This window comes from Duganella sp. AC917 (assembly GCF_979258245.1).
The window spans coordinates 3,655,955-3,676,560 of the sequence record NZ_OZ409848.1; the positions used below are offsets into that span (position 1 = coordinate 3,655,955).

A 20,606-nucleotide genomic window follows, 5' to 3' on the forward strand; every position below is an offset into this window, starting at 1 on the left:
GTTAAATACCTGTTGACAAGCTGGTTGGGCAACCATATAGTGCCCTCAACCACCCCGGCGCGGCCGGATTTCACAGAAACAGCGTTTTCGGATACCCATGATCGAATTTTTAATCGGCGTCGACGGCGGCGGCAGCGGCACCCGGGTTCGCCTGGCGCGCGCCGATGGCGTCGAACTGGCAAGCGGCACCGCCGGTCCCTCGGCCCTGTCGCACGGTATCGCCGGCGCCTGGGCGGCTGTCGAGGAAGCTGCGACCAAAGCCTTCAACGCCGCCGGCCTCGATTTCCCCGCCAGGTCGTCCATCGCTATCGGACTCGGCCTGGCTGGCGTTCACAACCGGGTCTGGGCCGCCGAATTTGTCGCCGCTAATCCGGGCTATGCACGGCTGGCGCTGGAATCCGACGGCCACACCACCGTGCTTGGCGCGCACGCCGGCCAGCCGGGCGCCATCATCGCGCTGGGCACCGGCAGCGTGGGCGAGGTCAAACCGGCCCGTGGCCCGCATATCGAAGTGAGCGGCTGGGGCTTCCCCGCCGGCGACGAAGCCAGCGGCGCCTGGATGGGGCTGCGCGCGGCCAACCATCTGCAGCAGGTGCTCGACGGCCGCATGCCGGCCAACGCCTTCGCCGCCGATGTCGCACTGGCGTGCGGCGCGCCCGACAACGCGGACGCCGCGCAAGCGCGCGACGCGGTGCAGAACTGGCTGGCCAAGGCCACGCAGACCCAATACGCGCAACTGGCGCGCGCGGTGCTGCGCCATGGCGAATCGAATCCGACGGCCAATGCGATCCTGCTGGAGGCGGGACGCGAAGTGGAACGCATGGCCAACGCGCTCGATCCGGGCGGCGCGCTGCCGATCGCGCTGTGCGGCGGCCTGGGTGCGCCCTTGCGTCCCTACCTGCCGGCGACGGTGCTGGCGCGCAGCGTGACGCCGCAAGGCGATTCGGCGGCCGGCGCGCTGCGGCTGATCCAACAACGATTGAAGGAGTAGCCCGTGCCAGCCCCGTCGAGCGAACAGCTGAAAGACTTCGAGCCGGATGCCGGCAGCGACACGCCGTTGTATATGCAGCTGGCGAACAAGCTATCCGACGGTATCGCCAACGGCGAGTGGCGCGCCAACGAGGCCTTGCCGTCCGAGCGGGTGCTGTCGGAGATGCTCAATATCTCGCGGGTCACCGCGCGCAAGGCGATCGACATGCTGTGCGAACGCGGCATGCTGACCCGCAAGCGCGGCTCGGGCACCTACATCACGCCGAAACTGGAACAACCGCTGTCGCGCCTGACCAGCTTTTCCGAGGAACTGCGCGAGCGCGGTTTCAACGCCGGCTCGCGCTGGCTGCAGCGCGACATCGGCGTGGCCTCGCCGGTGGAGGTATTGTCGCTCGGCCTGTCGCCCAACATGCCGGTGGCGCGCCTGAAGCGGCTGCGCACCGCCGACGATGTGGTGATGGCGATCGAGACGACCACCATCCCGGCGCAGTACATGCCCAACCCGCACAGCGTGACCGATTCGCTGTACGGCTATCTGGAATCGAAGGGCACGATCCCGATGCGCGCGCTGCAGCATATTCGCGCCGTCAACGCCAGCGTGGAACAGGCGCGCCTGGCCAACATACCTGCGGGTGCCGCGATGCTGCACATCACCCGCGTCAGTTATCTCGAGAACGGCGCCGCGGTGGAACTGACCCACTCGTATTGCCGTAGTGATTATTATGAATTCGTAGCGGAGTCGCGCAGATGAGCAGTGCAATCAAAGGCAATATCCTAACGTCGGCGGGCTGGATCCGCGGCGAAGTCACATTCGACGAACGCGTGCTCGCCATCACCGGCGGCAGTGTCGATCCGGCGCTCAACGCCGACGACTACATCGTCCCCGGCTTCATCGACCTGCACGTGCATGGCGGCGGCGGCAGGGACGTGATGGAAGGCGGCGACGCGGTGCGCACCATCGCCGCCATCCACGCGCGGCACGGCACCACCAGCATGCTGGCGACCACCATGACGGCGCCGCCGGAGGATATCGACCTCGCGCTGGCCGGCATCGGCAAGGCCGCCGCCACGCGTGGCAAGGGCGAGGCGCGGGTGCTGGGCGCCCACCTCGAAGGCCCTTACATCAACTCCGGCAAGCTCGGTGCGCAGCCCAACTACGCGCGCTCCGCCAAGCTGGCCGACGTCGAGGCCCTCGAAACGCTGGCGCCCCTGAAACTGATCACCGTGGCGCCGGAAATCGAAGGCCATCTGGAACTGGTCAAGGAACTGTCGGACGCCGGCATGCGGGTGCAGATCGGCCACACGCTGGGCACCTACGAGGACGGCAAGGCCGCGCTGGAAAACGGCGCCCACGGCTTCACCCACCTGTTCAACGCCATGACCGGCCTGCACCACCGCGAACCCGGCATGGTCGGCGCCGCGCTGGCCCACGCGCAGTACGCCGAATTGATACCGGACCTGCTGCACGTGCACCCGGGCGCCATCAAGACCGCGCTGCGCTGCATTCCGCGTTTGTACTGCGTCACCGATTCCACCTCCGCCACCGGCATGCCGGACGGCGAATATATGCTGGGCCGCCAGGTCGTTCACAAGTGCATGGGCGGCGTGCGCCTGCCCGATGGCACCCTGGCCGGCAGCACCCTCACCATGGACCAGGCGCTGCGCAACCTGGTCGGACTCGGCCTCGATCTGGCGGATGCCTCGGCACGGGTCTCAACCTATGCGGCCGATTATCTCGGCCTGCAAGAGCGGGGCCGCGTGGCCCCCGGCGCCTATGCCGACTTCGTGGTGCTCGACCGTGACCTGAACCTCAAAGCCGTCTATATCGAAGGAGAACTGTTGTGACCTCAATGATGTTAAAAGAAGCCTTGTCCGCCGCTGATTGCGTGGCCCTGCAACTGGCCCACGATGGCGACCGTTATGCGGAGCTGGGCGAAAAATTGAGGAGCACCTCCTTCTCGACCGCGCTGACGATCGCGCGCGGCTCCTCGGACCACGCCTGCGCCTACGCCGCCTACCTGATCATGGCGCGCCTGGGCCGCGTGGTGGCGTCGCTGCCGATGTCGCTGGTCACCTTGAACAAATCGCCGCTGATCACCCGCGACACGCTGGCGATCTCGATCTCGCAATCGGGCCAGAGCCCGGACGTGGTCGAGCCGATCAAATACTTCCGCGACGGCGGCGCCACCACCATCGCGCTGGTCAACGATATCGATTCCCCGTTGGCGCACGCCGCCGAATGGGCCATGCCGCTGCGCGCCGGTAAAGAACAAAGCGTGGCCGCGACCAAGAGCTTCATCACCAGCCTGGTGGCCGGCGCCCGCCTGGTGGCAGCCTGGCAGAACGATCCCGAGCTGAAAGCCGGCCTGGAAGCGCTGCCCGAATCGCTGCGCGCCGCCACCACCGAGGACTGGTCCGCCGCGCTGGAAGTGCTGGCCCCGGCCCGCAACATCATGGTGGTCGGTCGCGGCATCAGCTTCCCGGTCGCGCTGGAAGCGTCGTTGAAATTCAAGGAAACCTCCGCGCTGCAGGCGGAAGCCTTCAGCGGTGCGGAAATCAAGCACGGCCCGATGGCGCTGATCGAGGAAGGCTATCCGCTGGTGATCTTCGCCACGCGCGGGCCGACCCAGGCCGGCCTGCTGCAACTGGCCAGCGAGATGCGCGGCCGTGGCGCGCGCGTGCTGCTGGCCGCGCCGGCCGATGTGGCCGAGCGCGACCTGACCTTGCCGGTGGCGGCGACGCCGGATCTCGATCCGATCGTGGCGATCCAGACTTTCTACGTGATGGCGGCCAAACTGTCGGCGGCGCGCGGCATGGACCCGGACGCGCCTCGTCACCTCAGCAAAGTCACCAAAACCAATTAAGCAACCGAACAAGCCGCGCCGGAGCACCGCAATGACCAACTTGACCAACACCACCAACGAGACCCCAAGCCACGACGCGCTGCGCAAGATCGCCGGCCGGCTGATCATGATCCGTTTTCCCGGCACGGTGCTGGACGCGGCCACCGCAGAATTCCTGAAGGCGAACAGCATCCGCGCCGTCTGCCTCTTCCGGGGCAATATGACCGACTCCGAGCAGCTGGGCAAACTGACCGCCGACCTGCGCGCGGTGATGGGACCGGAATCGCTGATCGGCATCGACCAGGAAGGCGGCGCCGTGGTCCGTTCGACCTGGGTGCCGGCGCCGCCGGCGGCCATGGGCATTGGCGCGGCCGACGACACCGACCTGGCCTACCGCACCGGCGCCGCCGTGGCCCGCGCCGTCAAGGCGCTGGGCTTCAACTGGAACTTTGCGCCGGTGCTGGACCTGAACAACAACCCGCACAACCCCGTCATCGCCGAACGCTCCTTCGGCGCCGAACCAAAACGCGCGGCCGAACTGGCGATGGCGTGGATGGCCGGCAGCCACGCGGAGGGCGTGGCCTGCTGCGTGAAGCACTTCCCCGGCCACGGCGACACCAACGTCGACTCGCACCGCGACCTGCCGACGGTGAACAAGCCGGTGGAGGAACTGGACCGCTTCGAACTGGCGCCGTTCCGCATCGCCTCGGCCGCCGCACCGGCGATGATGACCGCGCACATCGTCTACCCGACGCTGGACCCGGACAATCCGGCCACGATGTCGCGCCGCATCCTGACAGGCCTGCTGCGCGACGAATGGCAGTACAAAGGCATCGTCATCACCGACGGCATGGACATGCACGCCATCGCCGGGCGCTACGGCGTGGGCAACGCGGCGGTGCGGGCGTTGACGGCGGGCGCCGATATGGTCATGGCACTGGGCACCCCGGAAACGCAGGACGAGACGCTCAATTCCATCGCGGCGGCGCTGTCCTCCGGCGAACTGTCGATGGACGATGTGCGTGCGCGCCTCGAACGCCTGTCGGCGCTGGCGCTGGCCTATCCGTGCAAACCGCGCTCGTACAAAGAGGACGCGAGCGACCGCGAAACGATGGCCGAGGGATGGTGCCGCGCGCTCACCGCGTACGGCCAGCCACGCCGCCCGGCCAAGGGCGCGCATGTGCGCCTGGTGGTGCGCCAGGACGTCGTCAGCGACGGCGTATCGGAAGCCGGCGTGCCCGCCGAAACGGTGGCCGCCTCGCTGCGCCGCCTGTACGACGTCGAACTGGTGACCTTTGCCGACGCCGAGACCTTCGACTGGAGCGCCCTGCCCCGCGACGGCCGCTTTACGATACTGGCTTCGACCTCGCGCCTGCGCTACGGCGAGCACGCGCGCGGCACGTGGCGCCCCGACCTGCATCTGGCGTTGTGGAACCCGTACCAGGCGCTCGACATCCAGGCGCCCGCGCTGATGACGTACGGCTTCGCCAAGCCGGCGCTGGACGCGGTCAACAGCTGGCTTGCCGACGAACTGGAAGCGACCGGCCGCGCGCCGGTGCCAGGCTTCGAATAAAAAAATCCCGGGGACGACGCAGTGGACCACAACCATAAAAACATCCGCAATCCAAAATTCTGGGTACCCAGCCTCTATCTGGCGCAAGGCCTGCCGTTCTTCGCGGTGGCCATCGTCGCCAACCAGATGTTAAAGAGCATGGGCGTGCCCAACGACGAGCTCAATCACTGGACCGGCTTGATCGGCTTCGCGTGGGTGTTCAAGCCGTTATGGAGTCCTTTCCTGGAGCTGGCCAGCAGCAAAAAGCTGGTGGTGGTCGGCTTCCAGATCCTCGGCGGCATCTGCCTCGGTGGCGTCGCGCTGGCGCTGCACGCGCCGTTCTGGTTCGCCGCCTGCATGGCGATGCTCACGCTTGTCGCGATCTCCGCCGCCACCCACGATATCGCCTGCGACGGTTTGTACATCACCAGCCTCGATGAAAAAGGCCAGGCCCAATACGCCGGCTGGACCGGCACCTTTTTCAACGCCGGCAAATTCTTCACCACGGGTGGCCTGCTGCTGCTGGCAGGTCATTTTGAAAAGACCATGGGCGTGGTCCCCGCGTGGACCATCTGCTTCTGCATCCTGGCCGCGCTGATGGTCGGCCTTGGCCTGTACAACAGCTGGGCGCTACCGCTGGCGAAAAACCAGGTCAGCGCCGACACCAACGCCGCCGCCATCGCCCGCACGCTGTGGCAGGTGATCGTCGAGTTCTTCAAGAAGCCCGGCATCTGGGTCTCGATCCTGTTCATCATCCTGTTCCGCGCCGGCGAGGCGCAGGTGCAGTCGATCGGTCCCCTGTTCCTGCGCGAGGCGCGCGCGCTTGGCGGCCTGGGTCTGTCCACCTCCGAAGTGGGCGCCGTCTACGGCACCGTGGGCACGGTCGCTTTCGTCGTCGGCAGCATCGCCGGCGGCTACTTCACCTCGTGGCTAAGCCTAAAGCGCGCCATCCTGTGGCTGATCCTCGCGGTCAACCTGCCCAACGCCGCCTTCTATCTGCTGTCGCACTTCCAGCCGACCGACCTGACGGTGATCGGCGCGGCGCTCAGCGTCGAGATGTTCGGCTACGGTTTCGGCTTCGTCGGGCTGATACTGTACATGATGCAGGTGGTCGCGCCGGGCAAATATCAGACCGCGCATTACGCCTTCGCGACCGGCATCATGCAGCTCGGTTTCGTCCTGTTCAAACTATTCAGCGGCGACATCCAGATCGCGCTCGGCTACCAGCACTTCTTCGTCTGGGTGATGCTGTGCGCGATCCCGGTGGCGGTCCTGTCGCAGATCATTCCGATGACCGCGCGCCCGCAGTACGAGCCGGAGCCCGTGGTTGCGCGACCAGCGCACGGTTGACGCACTCTTGAATTAAGCGCATCAAGCATGATTTATGTAACAATACGTTGGTTTGACCGGCCGACTCTTTTACTTCCCGGAAAGGGATCGTAGAATGTGCGGTTTGCCGGATCGCGCCTGGCGCGGCCCTGAACACTAACTCCAATAGCGACGGCATGGCGTTTCGGCGCCGGCCATCTTATGTCTTTGATTGAAGGATTGAACATGTCCCATATTCGTCTCGCTCGTATTAGTCTGATCCTGGCCGCCATTGGCCTGAACGCGGTACCGGCCATGCTGGGCGTGACCGCTGCCCACGCGCAGGACAAGGAAAAAGCCGCCGCCGAAGCGCCGAAGGATACGGTACGTCCGGAGATCTTCAAGTTGATCGACCCGGCACAAACCAAGCCGCTGCTCGATGCCAAGAACTACCAGGAATACCAGACCCGCATCGATACCGCCGCCGCCGCGCCGAACCTGACGCCTTACGAGACGTTTGTGCTGAACCAGATGCGCGTACAACTGGGCCAGGCGAGCGGCAACAACGAACTGACCCTGAAGGCGCTGGAATCGATGATCGATTCGGGCCGTCTGAAGCAGGAAGACAAACTGCGCTTCATCGACGCCGTCGCCGGCATCTACTACAGCAACATCAAGGACTACGACAAGGCCATCACCTGGTTCAACCGCTACGGCACCGAATCGGGCGACACCGCCAAGCAGCGCCAGTACATCGTGCGCTCGTACTTCCTGAAGAACGACTTCGCCACCGCCAAGACCGAAGTGCTGAAGGATATCGAAGCGGCGAAAAAAGCCGGCACCGCGCCAACCAAGGACGAACTCAATTTGCTGGGTAACGTCGGCATCAAGCTGAAAGACACCGAACTGTATCTGACGGCGATCGAAGAGCTGGTGCGCTACTACCCGTCGGAAGACTACTGGTTCGACCTGCTGAACCGCACGCGCGGCAAAAAGACCTACGCTCCGCGTCTGGACCTGGACATGGCGCGCCTGAAAGCGGTCGCCGCGCCGTCGAAGATGGAGCCTGAGGACTACGTCGAACAGGCCGAACTGGCTGTGCTGGGCGGCTTCTTCACCGAAGGTAAAATCGCGCTGGACAAGGCTTATCCTGGCGCCATCCCGGCCGGCAAAGACAAAGCCGCGATCCAGAAGATCCGCGACAGCGCCAACAAGGGCGCCGCCGACGATGCCAAGAACATCGATGCGGGCGTGGCCTCGGCACAGAAGTCGAAAGACGGTATCGGCCTGGTCAACCTGGGTTACAACTTCATCACCCTGGGCCAGTTCGACAAAGGTATCGATCTGATGAAGCAAGGTATCGCCAAAGGCGTGTCGAAGAACCCTGAAGATGCAAAACTGCGTCTGGGCTACGCGCTGGCGATGGCCGGCAAGAAGGACGAATCGGTCAAGCTGCTGGAAACCATCACCGGCAACGACGGCCGTGGCGACCTGGCGCGCTACTGGATCATGTATCAGAACAAACCAGCGGCAGCCGCACCGGCAGCCGCCACCAAGTAATCAAAACAAAATGCCGGCTTGAAGCCGGCATTTTTTTTAACCATCTACTGCATCGCCGACCGCAGCGTCTCGATCAGCTGATGTTCGCCATCGGCGCTCAACTCCCAGAACATCGCCCCGCGCAGCTTCCTGGACTTGATGTAGCGCGCCTTCCCTTTCAGCGATTCCTGGTCCTCGTACGTGATCCAGATCTTCTCTTTGGCGTTATACAGATACGGCACCTTGGCCGATGCGTTCCAATAGCGCTTATAGCCGTTGCCGCCTTCGAAGGCCGGCGTCAGTATGCCCTGCTTCAGCAAAAGGCTGAATCCATATGCGTTGCCGCCACCGGCGCCGCCGGTCGCGCCGCCTTCGCATAGCTGATACTGGCCGTCGCCCGCCGGGCCGGGTGCGCAGCCCTTCCAGCCGTAGCCGTAGAACGGCACGCCCATCACCAGCTTGTCCGCCGAGATGCCCGCGTCCAGATAACGCTGCACCGACGCCTGCGCATACAGCCCTTTGGACGCCACCGGATCTTTCGGGTCGCCGCTCAACGCCGCCAGGTGCCCGGTGGTTTTCTCCCACGGCGCGTGGTAGTCGTAGGTCATGATGTTGATCCAGTCAAGGCTTTGCGCCAGCTCCTTCATCCATCCGCTGCCCGCCGCGCCGTCGTTGACGAAGTTGGCGTTGGCGCCCGACGCGATGGTGACGCTGTAATGCTTGCCGTCCTTCTTGCCTGCGGCGTCGAAGGCGGTGCGCAGCTCGCGCACCAGCTTGACGTAGTTCGGCTTGTCCTGCGGCCGCGCGCACACCCTGCCCGCCACGCACGGCACGCCGACTTCGGTCGGATACTCCCAATCGATGTCGACGCCGTCCAGACCGAAGCGGCGCATCAGCTTCACCGACGAGGTGACAAAATTGGCCCGTGCCGCCGCCGAATCGGCGACGTCGGAAAACCGGTTCGACCAGTTCCAGCCGCCGACCGACACCACCACCTTGAACTTCGGGTGCTGCTTCTTCAACGCCACCATGGCGCGCAGGTTGGCGCCGTCCGAGACAGCGTCGCGAAACACCAGCGCGCCGTCGGCCGATACCGGATCGCCGGCCGCGTCCTGGCATGGCGCCTCGTCATTGATGGACGGCTCGGGGTTGCCATGCTTGCCATCCCAGCAGACGTCGATGAACGCATACAGCGCCATCGTCAGCTTGTCGGCGCCGACATTAACGGCGGTGACGGGATACTCCGCCGATTTCCAGCCGGGGTAATAGCCGATCACTTCATCGGCCGTGGCGGACGATGACGACAACGCCGCGAGGACGGATGCCGTGAGCACTGCGCCGGTGTGAAATTTCATGTTGTCTCCAGTCGAATTATTTTTGCAGCTGTGCGATCAATACATCCTTGAAGCGGCGCACCTCTTCAGGCGACATCGCCCCCAGCGCGCCGCGTCGCTGCTCGGGAATATGGTCCAACCGCTGCGGGTCGGAATTAAAAACAAAGTGCTCGAAGATCGCCCGCCATGCCTGCAGCACTTGCGGCTCCAGGTCCTTCATGTTCAACAGGCAGTGCATCAACGCGTTCGACGGCGACATGCTGCGGTCATTGGCCGTGTGCGAGCCGCCCCACCAATAATTGACCAGGATATTCAGATGGCCGATCGATTCGACCTGGTGCCACCAGATGGCGGGAATGTAGATCGCGTCGCCCGGTTCCAGCTCGGCCACTTGGGCCGCCGCCAGCGCGTCGCGAAAACGCGGGTACTTGTCGAAGTCCGGTTGCGCGCGCGAGGCCATGCTGATCGGCGCGCCGGCCGGCGTGTAATCGAGCGGACCGACATACAGGTTGCCGACCTGCTCGGGCGGGAACAAGGTGAAACGCCGCCGGCCGCTGACGCACGCCGCGATATTCTGCGCCTCGTCGAAGTGGGCCGGCACCGTGATGTGATTACCCAGCCAGATGCGCGGCTGCACTTCGGGGCCGAGCAACGGCAGCCGGTTCTCCGCCAAAAAGCCCGGCAGGCATTCGGCGACGACCGCGCTCTGCGCCGCCAGTGCGGGCGCGCGGGCGCCGGCCGGCAGATAGCGCATCAGCTGATCGATGATGCCCGACATGGGCAGGCGGTTGCGTACGAAACTGAAGGCGCTGACGTCGTCGCTGTAGGTCACCAGACCCTGCGCGGCGGGCGGCGTCATGATGGCGTTGACATCGACGCCGCTGTCGAAGGATTTGAGGTAGCCGGCAACCGCCTCCGGCGACGCCAGCGCCTTGGCAACGGCCGGCCAGTCGCGCACCACGCCGCGCATCACGGCGGGACGGTGCAGCGGCAGGATCTGCTCATGGAAGACGCGGGCGTCGACATCGCGCCACTCGGGGATCGGTTGCGGAGATGGGTGCATCGGCAAAGTATAGCGTTGAAAGCTCATGATGCAGCCCGCGCCCGCCCCTTTCGTGGCGGCGGACGCGGTCACACCGGCTTAGTACTTGACGCGCATCGTCAGGAAGAACTGGCGACCGTTCTTGTAGACCGAACGTGGCTGGTCTTCGTTCAGGGCGTAGTACTTCAGCTTCGGATCGTTCAGGTTACGCATATCCAGCGAGAAGCCGATCTTCTCGCTGAATTTGTAGCCCAGCGAAGCGTTGAGGTAACCCATGCCGACCTGGTTGAACTCCGTGCCGCGATCCAGGCCGACGTAGGAATCCGAACGATAGCTGTACGTCAGGCGGGCGTTGAAACGCTCGTCCTCGTAGAACGCGCTGGCGTTGTAGGTGCGCTTCGACGAACCGAGCACCTTGGCGCCGCTGCTGTCGGTGGCATTGGTGAAGGTGGCGTTACCGTCGATACCGAAGTAGCCGAACAGCGGCTGCTGGTACGACAGCTCGACGCCCTTGACCTTGCCCTTGCTGTTGATCGGCGAAGAGATCAGGTACTGCGCATCGAAACCATTCGGATCGGTGATCTTGGTGGCTTCGGTGTAGGTACGGTAGGTGCCCACACGGGTGCCCTGGCCGATGTAGTTGGTCAGGTCCATGTAGTAGACACTGGCCGACACCAGCGAGCGCGGTGCGAAGTAGTACTCCAGCGACGCGTCGAAGTTGTTCGACGTGATCGGCTTCAGATCCGGGTTACCGCCCGAACCGGAACCGACGCCACCCTTCGAAGGCGGCGGCGTCAGGGTGAAGGTGCCCACCAGCGACGAGAAGTCCGGACGCGTCATGGTGCGCGACAGCGCGAAGCGCGCCACCAGATCCTTGTTCAGCTCCAGACGCAGGTTGGCGCTTGGCAGGTAGTCGTTGTAGGTGTGTTCGACGGTGGTCGGCTTGAAGACGCCGAACGCCGACGTGTAGACCACGCCCGGCTGGCCCGGTGGCGTATCGCCCGGCATGCCGACATTGCTGACGGCGCGCTCCTTGGTCTGCACGTAGCGCACGCCGACGTTACCGCTCCAGCCCTCGCCTTCGAAATTCCCCTGCACGTAGGCTGCGCGGTTCTTTTCCTTGAGGTTGAACTCATTGCCGAAGTCCTCACGCGTGCCATCGGTGGCGCGGTTGGCGAACAGCTTGGAGAACGCCGCCAACTGCTCGGCGGTGTAGCGGAACACCCCGCGCGGGAAATTGCCACCCAAACCGCTGGCGTAGTTCGACGGATACGATCCGGCTGCGGCAGGCCAGTTGGCTGGATTGTACGGCGAGTTGGCGCCGTTGATGCAGCTGTACTGGCTCGCCAGCGGCGCGGCCCAGAAGAAGCCAGGGCCGCCGGCGGCGTCGGTGCGGGTCGAGCAGGTCGGACCCTGGCCGACCACGTTGTCCGAATAGCGGTCGTGGTCCGCGCCGCGCACGCCGAATTTCAGCAGCTTGAGCGGACCGGCTTCCAGCTGGAAGTCGCTATCGAGTTGCAGCCATTTTTCCTTGTCGGTGACCGTCACATTCTGGTCGCCGAACATCCAGCTGAAACCACTGGTGGCGTCGGTGCCCGGCGTCGCCGCCGGATTGTTATTGAAGGAGAAGTCGGCCGCCGTGCCGGTGCCGTTCAACTTGTACGATGCGCCGGTGCCGGTGGCGCCGTTCCAGGCGATGACGTCCTGGGTCGGGGTCTTGCCCTCGCCTTTCGACGTGCCGGCCTTGCCGTAGAAGGTCAGGTTTTCGGCGGCGCGCCATTTGCCATCGAGCGCGATGAACTTGGCGGTGGCTTCCGCACCGGGACGCGAAATCTGGTCGTACTCGTTGTAGTTGGTGCCGGCCACGGGCGCGAAGTTCGCGCTGACCAGGGTCTTGACGCCGTTCTGCGTCTTGACCACATAGCCCGGCAGCGGCGCCTGGCCGTTGCCCTGGTTGATGATGGCGCCACCGTTGAGCAGGTAGTTGTCGTTGGTGTTGGACGCCTTCAGGGTCGAACTGAGGCCGGTCAGGTCGAAGCTCAGGTCGCGGCTTGGCTTGAATTGCAGATCGATCAAACCGCCACGGCGCTTACGTTCCTGTTGGAACAACGACGCGCCCAGGAAGCCGGGATAGTAGGCGTTGGCCAGGTCCGGATTGGCGATCGCCATCGGGCTGTTGGGCAGAATCTTGTCATAGGACAGCGCTTCCTGGCCGTCGCGGCGCAGGTGACGCTCTTCCGAGAACACTTGCAGCAAGGCGCCGAAGGTTTTCTGCTCATTCTTCCAGTTCAGCAAGGCGCTAAATTGCGGATCGGTCTTTTTCGGCAGGTCGGCGTACACCGCGCCCAGCGACACTTCGCCGGTGAAGTTTTCCTTGAACTCGAGCGGCTTGCGGCTGATGATGTCGACCGAGCCGGCCACGCCGCCCTCGACCAGGTTCGCTTCCGAGCTCTTGTGCACGACCACGGAGCCGACCAGTTCCGATGGCACCAGCGTGTAGCTGACGCTACGGCCGACCTGGGTGGTCTGGTTCAGGATGAACCAGTCGCCGGAGGCAACGTTGTGCCCGTTGAACAGGGTCTGGGTCAGGTTGGGGTTGGTGCCGCGCATCGACACGCGGTCGTTCTCGTCGAAGCCGCCTTCGCTGGCGCCGGCATTGCTGACGTTGACGCCAGGCACACGCTGCAGGGAGTCGGCGACGTTTTTATCGGGCATCTTGCCGATGTCTTCGGCCGTGATGACCTCCAGGTGGGACTCGGCATTTTTCTTTTGGTTCAGCGACTGTTGCAGGGCCGCACGAATACCCTGCACCTGGACGGTTTGCATTTCCTCGCCGTCCTTCTTGGTGGTGCCAACCGCTGGTTGCGATTGGGCTTGCGCCAACGACATGCCCAACACCATCAGTCCCACCGCCGCCGCGATCGGCGTCAGCTGCTCGACCGCGCTGCGTGGCATGTTCGTCTTACCCGCCAGATTCTCTTTCATTTACTCCCCCTTGATTGCGGCCTGTTTTTGTTGGAAAGGCCCGTGCAGTTTTAACGTGGATCGGTTCGCAGGTCGCCGCCGCCGCGACGCCTGCAGATCCCTTTTTACAACCTCATACAAAACCAATTCAACGCCAATATACCGCAGTACCAATACCAGATTACTACCAATTGCCATATTTTTTTCATATGTTGTGCGAAGTACACATACCAATTCGGACTTCGTTGCAGAGGAGCATTTATCTAGCGGGGTGTGCCACAGTAAAACCAGTGCAATACCAGCCGGCTGGCTCTTTTTGGTATTATCGGTTCGAGCGTTATAAGACCGGGACAAGACCACTGCCTGGCGAACCGGAGACGAGGGAGACGAACGAATGACATCGCTTGCTGAGATCATGCACACCGTCGGGCAAGGCACCAGCCAGCCGCTGTACCAGCGTCTGCAGCGGGCGCTGCGCACAGCCATCGACCAGCGCGTATTCGGACCGAACCAAGCCCTTCCGGCAGAGCGACAGCTTGCGGCCGACCTGTCGATCTCGCGCATCACGGTGCGGAAAGCCATCGACGGGCTGGTGGACGAGGGATTGCTGGTGCGCCGGCCAGGCTCGGGCAATTTCATCAATACCCGGATCGAAAAGAATTTCGCCAAGCTGACGTCGTTTTCGGAGGATATGCGGGCGCGCGGTCGCACGCCGCGCAGCGTGTGGCTGAAGCGGTCGGAGGGAACGCCGACGCCGGAGGAGGCGCTCAGGTTAAGGCTGAGCCCGGGCTCGGCGGTGTACCGGTTTCACCGTATCCGGTATGCGGACGAGATACCGATGTGCATCGAGTACGCCACCATTGTCGCGACGTGTTTGCCGTCGCTCGAGGCGGTGCAGGTGTCGATGTACGAGGCGCTGGAGCACGCCCACAGCCGGCCGGTGCGGGCGCTGCAGCGGCTCAGCGCACTGCTGCTCGACGAGGAACAGGCGGCGCTGCTGCAAGCGAAGGCCGGGGACGCGGGCCTGGCCGTCGAGCGGCTGGGATTTTTACGGGATGGCCGCGCGGTGGAGTTCTGCCGATCGTATTTTCGCGGCGACTTGTACGATTTCGTGGCGGAGCTTAACGCCGGCTAGGGCCATCACGCGGCTGCGGCGGCGGTCGCGCCGAAGATCAGCGACTGGTGCGCCGACACGCCCGCCAGCGTGCCATCGGCCGCAGCCAGCGCCACATTTCCGGCCATGCGCGCCGCGTCGCCGCAGGCATAGACGCCGGCCACGCTGGTCACCTTCATGCCGTCGGTGCGCACGTACATGCCCATCGGCCCCTGCTCCAGCTCACATCCCAGCTGCTCTGCCAGCGGGCTGCCGCTATGCGTGCGGCTGACGACAAACAAGCCGGCCATCTCCAGCGAACGCCCGTCCTGCAATTCAACCGTCGCACCGCCGGTGATCGCCTTGACCGGCGTGCGCTCGATCGCCACGCCGCGTTTTTCCAGCGACGCCAATTGCTCCGCGTCCGGCTCGAAGGCGCCGTTGAGCAGCATCGTGACCTGGCCCCAGTCGGGCAGCATCATCGCGTGATGCATCGACAACGGACCGGTGGCCAGCACGCCGATGCGCCCTTCCATCAGCTCATACCCGTGACAGTACGGGCAATGGAACACGGTGGCGCCCCAACGCTCGGCCAGGCCGGGCACCGCCGGCAGTTCGTCGACCACGCCGCTGGCCAGCACCAGCCGCTGCGCGTTGTAGGCCGAACCGTCCTGCAAGGTCACGCGGAAGCCCTGCTCGATTTTTTCCGCCCGCTGCGCCGAGCCTTCGAGCCAGCGCACGGTCGGATACTTCATCAACTGCGCGCGGCCGTCGGTGGCGATGGCCGCCGCCTCGCGGCCGTCGTGCCCCAGAAAGCCGTGCGAATGCCGGGCGTAGCGGTTGCGGCGCTGGCCGGCGTCGACCACCAGCACGCGACGGCGCGCGCGCGCCAGTTGCATCGCGGCCGACAGGCCGGCATAGCTGCCGCCGATGACGATGACGTCGAATTCAGTGCTCGGATGTGGGATGTGCATGGGAGGCTCCTTTGTGCTTGGCGTATTCGTCGTTGAAGCGGGCCGACAAATCGGCCAGCGTGACGTCCTTGAAACGCTCGATCAGCAAAGCCTCGGCCTCGTCGAAGGCGCTGGAGAGGGCGTCGTTGACGGCGCGCTCCACCAGGCACTCGGGCTGCTCGCTGCGGTTCCCCATCGCGAACACCGTGGGCGAACCGACCGCCTCGTAGATGTCGCGCAGGGTGACCTGGCGCAGGTCGCAGGTGATGGTCCAGCCGCCGCCGTGGCCCTTGTCGGAACCGACATAGCCACGTTCGCGCAAGCCCGCCAGCACGCGGCGCACCAGCACCGGGTTGGTGCCCAAGAAGCCGGCCAGCTCGTCCGAGGTGAACGGCCGGTCGGCGTGCGCCATGTGCAGCAGCACGTGCAGGATGGAAGATAGTTTGCTGTCTCGTCTCATGTAACTAATGATAGTACATAATTGGAGATCGTGCAGAACTTCCCTTATTTTTTGGCTTTGGACTCGTCGCCGGCCACCACCACCGTCAGCTTCGACGGATCGACGGCTTTGCGGAAGGCGGCGTTGACTTGCGCCAGCGTGGCCGCGCGCAGCTTGTCCTCGTATTCCTTGCTCCAGCTGTAGGTGCGGTTCAGGTACAGGTTGCGCGTCCAGCCGGCGGCCACCACTTCATCCTTGGAGCGGTTCTGGGTGCGCTGCTGCAGCAGGCCCGATTTGGCGCCCGCCAGCTCCGCCGCCGTAAAGCCCTCTTTCACCGCCCGGTCCAGCTCCTCCTTGATCGCCGCCTGCAATTTTTTCAGATTCTGTGGCGCGGCGATGGCGTTGACGTCGAAGCTGCCGGCGCGGTCGATCTCACCCGCCTGCAAGCCCGAGCCGCCGCCGTACGACAGGCCGTCCTTCTGGCGGATGCGGTCCATCAGGCGGGATTTCAAACCGCCCTCGCCGAAGATGTAGTTGGCCAGGTCCAGCAGCGGATAGTCCGGATCGTTGACGTTCAAATCGACGTTCAGGCGCGCGCTGTAAAAGCCGTTTTCCTTTTCCGGCGCGTTGATCATCTTGACGATCGGCGCCTTGTCCGCGTTGACGCGGGTGATCGGGGCGTACGACACTTTGCTGTCCCAGCCGGTGAAGATGTCCTCGATCGTTTTGCTGATCACGGCCTTGTCGAAATCGCCGACGACAGCGATCTCGCCATGATTGGCGCCGTAGTACTTGCGGTGGAAGGCCACCACGTCTTCCAGCTTGAGCGCCTTGACCGCCGCCAGTTGCTCGTCCACCGACATCGGCGCGCGCACGTCGCCTTTCGGATAGTGGTTGAAGTACAGGTCCATCTCCGTGCTGGCCAGCGATTGCGGCTCGTTGCGCGACGATTCGATCCCGACCAGCCATTGCTGGCGCAGCTGCTCGAATTCCGCCGCCGGGAAGCTGGCGTCCTTCAGCACGTGCGCGACCAGCCGCAGCGCCGCGTCCAGATTCGGGCCGGTGGTGTCGAAGTGATACAGGTCGCCGGAGATTTTCAGCTTGGCGAAGGCGTCGGACAATTGCTCGCGCGTGAACTTGTCGGTGCCGCGCATGAGCATCGCGCTGGCGGCGCCGGAGACGATGGAGGTGTTGAACAAATTCTTCTCGTCGCCCCAGTGCAGCGACATGCTGACCGAGACCGCCTCGCCACGGTTCTTCTTCGGCAGCAGCGCGACCTTCAAACCGCCGATGGTCTTGATCTCGGTGCGGGCGTTGATGTTTTCCTGGCTCGGCTCGAACACTTCCGACGTCAGCACGCTGTCCTTGCCTTTGAAGTCCTTCATCACCTCTGCCACGGTGGGCGCGGCGGGAATCTCGGCGCGCTGCGGATTGTCCTCGGGGATGAAGGTGCCGACGGTGCGGTTGTCGCGCTTCAGGTAGCGCGCGGCCACCGCGCTGACCTGCTCCGGCGTGATCGTCGGCAGCTTGTCGCGGTCCAGGAACAGCAGACGCCAGTCGCCCACCGCGATCTCCTCGGACAAGGTGACGCCCACCTTTTGCGGATCGTTGAGCGACTTCTCGATGCCGTTGGCGACCTTGCGGCGCACGCGCTCCATTTCCTCGGCCGTCGGCGGCGTCTTGGCGAAGCCTTCGACGGCCGCGATCAGCGCGTCACGCACCGGTTCCAGCGGTTCGCCCGCCTTGACCACTGCGCCGATCAATTGCAGGCCGGGCGCGTAGCCGGTCTGGCCAAAGCTGAACACCTCGGCCGCCTTGCCGGTTTCCACCAGCGCCTTGTGCAGGCGGCCGGTCGGCGTGTCGCCGAGGATCTCGGACATGAAACTGAGCGCGTCGCTGTCGTCCTGCAGCGCGGAAGGCACCTTGTAGCCGAGCACCACCAGCTGCATGTCGCCCTTGCGGCGCACGACGAAACTGCGCTCGCCGTCCTGGGTCGGTTCGACCGTCCAGAATGGCGGCAGCACGCGCTTGGGTTTGGGGATCGCGCCGAACGATTTGCTGATCCACGCCAGCGTTTGCGCCGGGTCGAATTTGCCGGCCACCAGCAGCACCGCGTTGTCCGGCTGGTAGTAGGTGCGGTAAAACGCCTGCAGGTTGTCGATCTTGACGTTTTCGATGTCGCTGCGGTTGCCGATGGTGTCGCGGCCGTAGCTGTGCCAGTCGAAGGCGACGCTCTCCATGCGCTTGAGCAGTACGCCGAACGGGCTGTTTTCGCCGCTCTCGTACTCGTTGCGCACGACCGTCATTTCGGAGTCCAGGTCCTTGCGCGCGACGAAGGAGTTGACCATGCGGTCGGCCTCCATGTCGAGCGCCCATTTCAGGTTCTCGGGACTGGCCTGGAACACCTCGTAGTAGTTGGTGCGGTCGAAGGAGGTGGTGCCGTTGAAGTCCATGCCGCGATTGGCGAATTCCTGCGGGATGCTGCGGTTCTTCGGCGAGCCTTTGAACAGCATGTGTTCGAGCAGGTGGGCCATGCCGGTCTCACCGTAGTTCTCGTGGCGCGAGCCGACCAGGTAGGTGACGTTGACGGTGACCGTCGGCTTGGAGGCGTCGGGGAACAGCAGCACTTTCAAGCCGTTGGGCAGCCGGTACTCGGTGATGCCTTCCACCGACGGTCCCTTGACGACGCCGGCCGGCAGCTTGACGGCGGCGGTGGCGGGCGCCTTGGCGGGCGCGGCCACGGGCGCTGCCCAGGCGGTGCCGGTGGCGGCGAAGGACAGGCCGCACAGCAGCATGCTGGCGGCGACGGCTTGTTTCAAACGGCTGTTGTTCATGGTGTCTCGCTAAAAACGGATGAACAGGCAGCATAGCCCCACCCCGACGACGTGGGTAGTGGCAAAAACGAAATTTTTCTGAGGGGAGACTTAAGTGCCGGGTTCTGCTTATTTCTCGGGCACGAGGCAGGCGTCGACCATCTGCAGGTCGTTATCCTTGGCGAACGAGATCACGAAGTGGTACGCCAGCGGCTCCAGGTCGCGCAGCTTGCCGTTGACGACCACCGACTTGACGCCGTTGACCACCGTCGGCGTGACATACGGCGAAAACTGCAAATGGGAGTCGCGTCCGCCGCCGTAGCCTTCGGGCTTGAAGCAGGACATCACACCGCACAGGCGCTCGGCCCAGTCGCTGGGACGGAACTGCCTGCCATTGCTGGTGAGGCCAAGGATGAAGAACGATTCCAGCTGTTCTGCGGGTTTTTGAACTGACTCTGCCATGGGCGGGCGCTTGTGCGTAGATACTTGTTGGTAACAAGAATGCGTGGAAAGTCCCGGCGAGGTGCGCCGGGCGGATATCATTCTAGAAGAATCTTACGTATTATATCTTATAGAAGACCTAAATACGTAAGCCATTGATTTCAATCGACCTTTCCTCGCGGATGACCACTTTGGTGCAGAAAACTCATCTTTCCGCACCAAGACAACACCGCTATTGTACCCTGCTCCAGTCCCTTTTAAGGCGTCCCACCGAGCCAGGCGGCGCCAGAGCACAGCAATAACAACATCATCCACAGCAACAATGCACGCCAGACCAGGCCCACCGTGCTTTGCAGCGCGCGGATGCCCGGCTCCTCGCCCGGCAGCATGTCCGGCTCCAGATCGCTGACGTCGACGGTCGAAGCGTCCACCAATACTACCTTGGCCGCGTTCTCGGCCGGCGTGCCCAGGCGCACGCCCATGGCGCCGCCGCCGGCCGACAGGATGATGCCGATCGCCTTGTCGCTCCAGCGGTGGGCGAAGTTGCGCCACGCGTAGATTGCGTCCTCGAAGTTGCCGACGACGGCAAAGGCGACGGCCGTCAGGCGCACCGGTATCCAGTCGATCCAGTAAAAGGCGCGCGAGGCGAACTGGCCGAACGCTTCGTTGCGCATGTGTTCCGGCTCGTTCCACGCGCGCGCCAGGTATTCGGACACGCGGTACATGACGGCGGCGGCCGGGCCGAGCGGCATCAGGAACCAGAAGAACACGCCGAACACGCTGCGGTGCGTGGTGATCAGCGCCTTTTCGACGGCGACGCGGGAGATTTCGGTGACATCCATGCCGACCGTGTCCTGCTTGGTCCATTCGGCCAGCAAGGCGCGCGCGGCGGCGTCATCGCCGGCGCTCAGGTGCAGCTGGATCGAGGTGAAATAGTGGCTGTAGTGGCGAAAGCCCAGGGTCAGGTACACCACCAGCACGTTCCACGCGAAAGCGGCCAGGAACCAGTCGTAATACTTCAGCACCCAGTAAATCAGCGCGGTCGGCACCATCAGGATGGCCATCATCAGGAACCAGCCGAGGCGGCCGTGGCTCGAATGGCCGGCGTTGAACCAAGTCTCCATCCGCAACGCCAGACTTTTGATCTCTGCGTAAATCGGGTTGTCCGCGCGCAGCGGCTTCATTTGTTCGAGCAGCAGCGCGCATAAAATGGAAAGAAATGTCATTAATGGTCCTTTTTGGTCGGCGACGCCTTGATGCCCGCTACGATAACCCACCGTGGTGGGAGAATCAAA

General features: G+C 64.0%; 16 protein-coding genes. 8 read left to right on the forward strand and 8 right to left on the reverse strand.

Annotation, left to right across the window (positions count from 1 at the left end; all coding sequences use genetic code 11):
• The first annotated feature begins 97 nt into the window (after positions 1-97).
• From ACZ0BA_RS15855 to ACZ0BA_RS15885, 7 genes are all read left to right on the forward strand, one after another.
• Positions 98-991, forward strand: coding sequence for a glucosamine kinase nucleotide-binding domain-containing protein (locus ACZ0BA_RS15855; protein ID WP_463452182.1), 894 nt, complete (start codon positions 98-100; stop codon positions 989-991).
• A gap of 72 nt (positions 992-1,063) precedes the next feature.
• Complete coding sequence (locus ACZ0BA_RS15860; protein WP_463454768.1) at positions 1,064-1,741, forward strand: GntR family transcriptional regulator; 678 nt, start codon at positions 1,064-1,066, stop codon at positions 1,739-1,741.
• Complete coding sequence (nagA, locus tag ACZ0BA_RS15865; RefSeq protein ID WP_463452183.1) at positions 1,738-2,835, forward strand: N-acetylglucosamine-6-phosphate deacetylase; 1,098 nt, start codon at positions 1,738-1,740, stop codon at positions 2,833-2,835. Before ACZ0BA_RS15860 ends, nagA begins: the two co-directional genes overlap by 4 nt.
• Positions 2,836-2,840: 5 nt before the next feature.
• Positions 2,841-3,854 carry an SIS domain-containing protein gene (locus ACZ0BA_RS15870; protein WP_463454769.1) on the forward strand — a complete coding sequence of 338 codons (1,014 nt, stop codon included), beginning with the start codon at positions 2,841-2,843 and terminating at the stop codon, positions 3,852-3,854.
• 31 nt (positions 3,855-3,885) lie between these two features.
• Complete coding sequence (nagZ, locus tag ACZ0BA_RS15875; protein ID WP_463452184.1) at positions 3,886-5,406, forward strand: beta-N-acetylhexosaminidase; 1,521 nt, start codon at positions 3,886-3,888, stop codon at positions 5,404-5,406.
• A 21-nt stretch (positions 5,407-5,427) separates the two neighbouring features.
• Positions 5,428-6,735 (forward strand): MFS transporter, encoded by a 1,308-nt coding sequence (locus tag ACZ0BA_RS15880; RefSeq protein WP_463452185.1) that lies wholly within the window; start codon positions 5,428-5,430, stop codon positions 6,733-6,735.
• A 204-nt stretch (positions 6,736-6,939) separates the two neighbouring features.
• Positions 6,940-8,253, forward strand: coding sequence for a hypothetical protein (locus ACZ0BA_RS15885; protein WP_463452186.1), 1,314 nt, complete (start codon positions 6,940-6,942; stop codon positions 8,251-8,253).
• A gap of 44 nt (positions 8,254-8,297) precedes the next feature.
• On the opposite strand, the gene ACZ0BA_RS15890 is transcribed toward ACZ0BA_RS15885, so the two are convergent.
• The 3 genes from ACZ0BA_RS15890 to ACZ0BA_RS15900 are packed head-to-tail and all read right to left on the reverse strand — an operon-like array spanning position 8,298 to position 13,593.
• The gene (locus ACZ0BA_RS15890; protein ID WP_463452187.1) at positions 8,298-9,587 is read right to left on the reverse strand and encodes a glycoside hydrolase family 18 protein; all 1,290 of its coding nucleotides are present in this window, start codon (positions 9,585-9,587) and stop codon (positions 8,298-8,300) included.
• Between the two features lie 16 nt (positions 9,588-9,603).
• The gene (locus ACZ0BA_RS15895; protein WP_463452188.1) at positions 9,604-10,656 is read right to left on the reverse strand and encodes a cupin-like domain-containing protein; all 1,053 of its coding nucleotides are present in this window, start codon (positions 10,654-10,656) and stop codon (positions 9,604-9,606) included.
• A gap of 51 nt (positions 10,657-10,707) precedes the next feature.
• Positions 10,708-13,593 carry a TonB-dependent receptor gene (locus ACZ0BA_RS15900; RefSeq protein ID WP_463452189.1) on the reverse strand — a complete coding sequence of 962 codons (2,886 nt, stop codon included), beginning with the start codon at positions 13,591-13,593 and terminating at the stop codon, positions 10,708-10,710.
• A gap of 373 nt (positions 13,594-13,966) precedes the next feature.
• On the opposite strand from ACZ0BA_RS15900, the gene ACZ0BA_RS15905 reads away from it, so the two are divergent.
• Complete coding sequence (locus tag ACZ0BA_RS15905) at positions 13,967-14,707, forward strand: GntR family transcriptional regulator (protein ID WP_463452190.1); 741 nt, start codon at positions 13,967-13,969, stop codon at positions 14,705-14,707.
• A gap of 5 nt (positions 14,708-14,712) precedes the next feature.
• Here the strand turns inward: ACZ0BA_RS15905 and ACZ0BA_RS15910 are convergent, their stop codons facing one another.
• The 5 genes from ACZ0BA_RS15910 to ACZ0BA_RS15930 all read right to left on the reverse strand — a co-directional run bounded on the left by ACZ0BA_RS15910 (position 14,713) and on the right by ACZ0BA_RS15930 (position 20,537).
• Positions 14,713-15,639 (reverse strand): NAD(P)/FAD-dependent oxidoreductase, encoded by a 927-nt coding sequence (locus ACZ0BA_RS15910; protein ID WP_463452191.1) that lies wholly within the window; start codon positions 15,637-15,639, stop codon positions 14,713-14,715.
• Entirely contained in the window at positions 15,614-16,078 is a 465-nt protein-coding gene (locus tag ACZ0BA_RS15915) for an Rrf2 family transcriptional regulator (protein ID WP_463452192.1), read from the reverse strand. The genes ACZ0BA_RS15910 and ACZ0BA_RS15915 overlap by 26 nt, the downstream gene beginning before the upstream one ends.
• Before the next feature lie 44 nt (positions 16,079-16,122).
• Positions 16,123-18,891, reverse strand: a complete 2,769-nt coding sequence (locus tag ACZ0BA_RS15920) for a M16 family metallopeptidase (protein WP_463452193.1) — start codon at positions 18,889-18,891, stop codon at positions 16,123-16,125.
• Between the two features lie 108 nt (positions 18,892-18,999).
• Complete coding sequence (locus tag ACZ0BA_RS15925; protein WP_463452194.1) at positions 19,000-19,332, reverse strand: DUF3579 domain-containing protein; 333 nt, start codon at positions 19,330-19,332, stop codon at positions 19,000-19,002.
• A 236-nt stretch (positions 19,333-19,568) separates the two neighbouring features.
• Positions 19,569-20,537, reverse strand: a complete 969-nt coding sequence (locus ACZ0BA_RS15930) for a CobD/CbiB family protein (RefSeq protein WP_463452195.1) — start codon at positions 20,535-20,537, stop codon at positions 19,569-19,571.
• Positions 20,538-20,606 lie beyond the last annotated feature (69 nt).

Coding starts and splice junctions, on each gene's coding strand:
- nagZ (WP_463452184.1), top strand. CDS start 3,886: ATGACCAACTTGACCAACACCACCAACGAGACCCCAAGCCACGACGCG.
- ACZ0BA_RS15915 (WP_463452192.1), bottom strand. CDS start 16,078: ATGAGACGAGACAGCAAACTATCTTCCATCCTGCACGTGCTGCTGCAC.
- ACZ0BA_RS15890 (WP_463452187.1), bottom strand. CDS start 9,587: ATGAAATTTCACACCGGCGCAGTGCTCACGGCATCCGTCCTCGCGGCG.
- ACZ0BA_RS15920 (WP_463452193.1), bottom strand. CDS start 18,891: ATGAACAACAGCCGTTTGAAACAAGCCGTCGCCGCCAGCATGCTGCTG.
- ACZ0BA_RS15885 (WP_463452186.1), top strand. CDS start 6,940: ATGTCCCATATTCGTCTCGCTCGTATTAGTCTGATCCTGGCCGCCATT.
- ACZ0BA_RS15870 (WP_463454769.1), top strand. CDS start 2,841: ATGATGTTAAAAGAAGCCTTGTCCGCCGCTGATTGCGTGGCCCTGCAA.
- ACZ0BA_RS15895 (WP_463452188.1), bottom strand. CDS start 10,656: ATGAGCTTTCAACGCTATACTTTGCCGATGCACCCATCTCCGCAACCG.
- ACZ0BA_RS15905 (WP_463452190.1), top strand. CDS start 13,967: ATGACATCGCTTGCTGAGATCATGCACACCGTCGGGCAAGGCACCAGC.
- ACZ0BA_RS15860 (WP_463454768.1), top strand. CDS start 1,064: ATGCAGCTGGCGAACAAGCTATCCGACGGTATCGCCAACGGCGAGTGG.
- ACZ0BA_RS15900 (WP_463452189.1), bottom strand. CDS start 13,593: ATGAAAGAGAATCTGGCGGGTAAGACGAACATGCCACGCAGCGCGGTC.
- ACZ0BA_RS15930 (WP_463452195.1), bottom strand. CDS start 20,537: ATGACATTTCTTTCCATTTTATGCGCGCTGCTGCTCGAACAAATGAAG.
- ACZ0BA_RS15855 (WP_463452182.1), top strand. CDS start 98: ATGATCGAATTTTTAATCGGCGTCGACGGCGGCGGCAGCGGCACCCGG.
- ACZ0BA_RS15925 (WP_463452194.1), bottom strand. CDS start 19,332: ATGGCAGAGTCAGTTCAAAAACCCGCAGAACAGCTGGAATCGTTCTTC.
- ACZ0BA_RS15910 (WP_463452191.1), bottom strand. CDS start 15,639: ATGCACATCCCACATCCGAGCACTGAATTCGACGTCATCGTCATCGGC.
- nagA (WP_463452183.1), top strand. CDS start 1,738: ATGAGCAGTGCAATCAAAGGCAATATCCTAACGTCGGCGGGCTGGATC.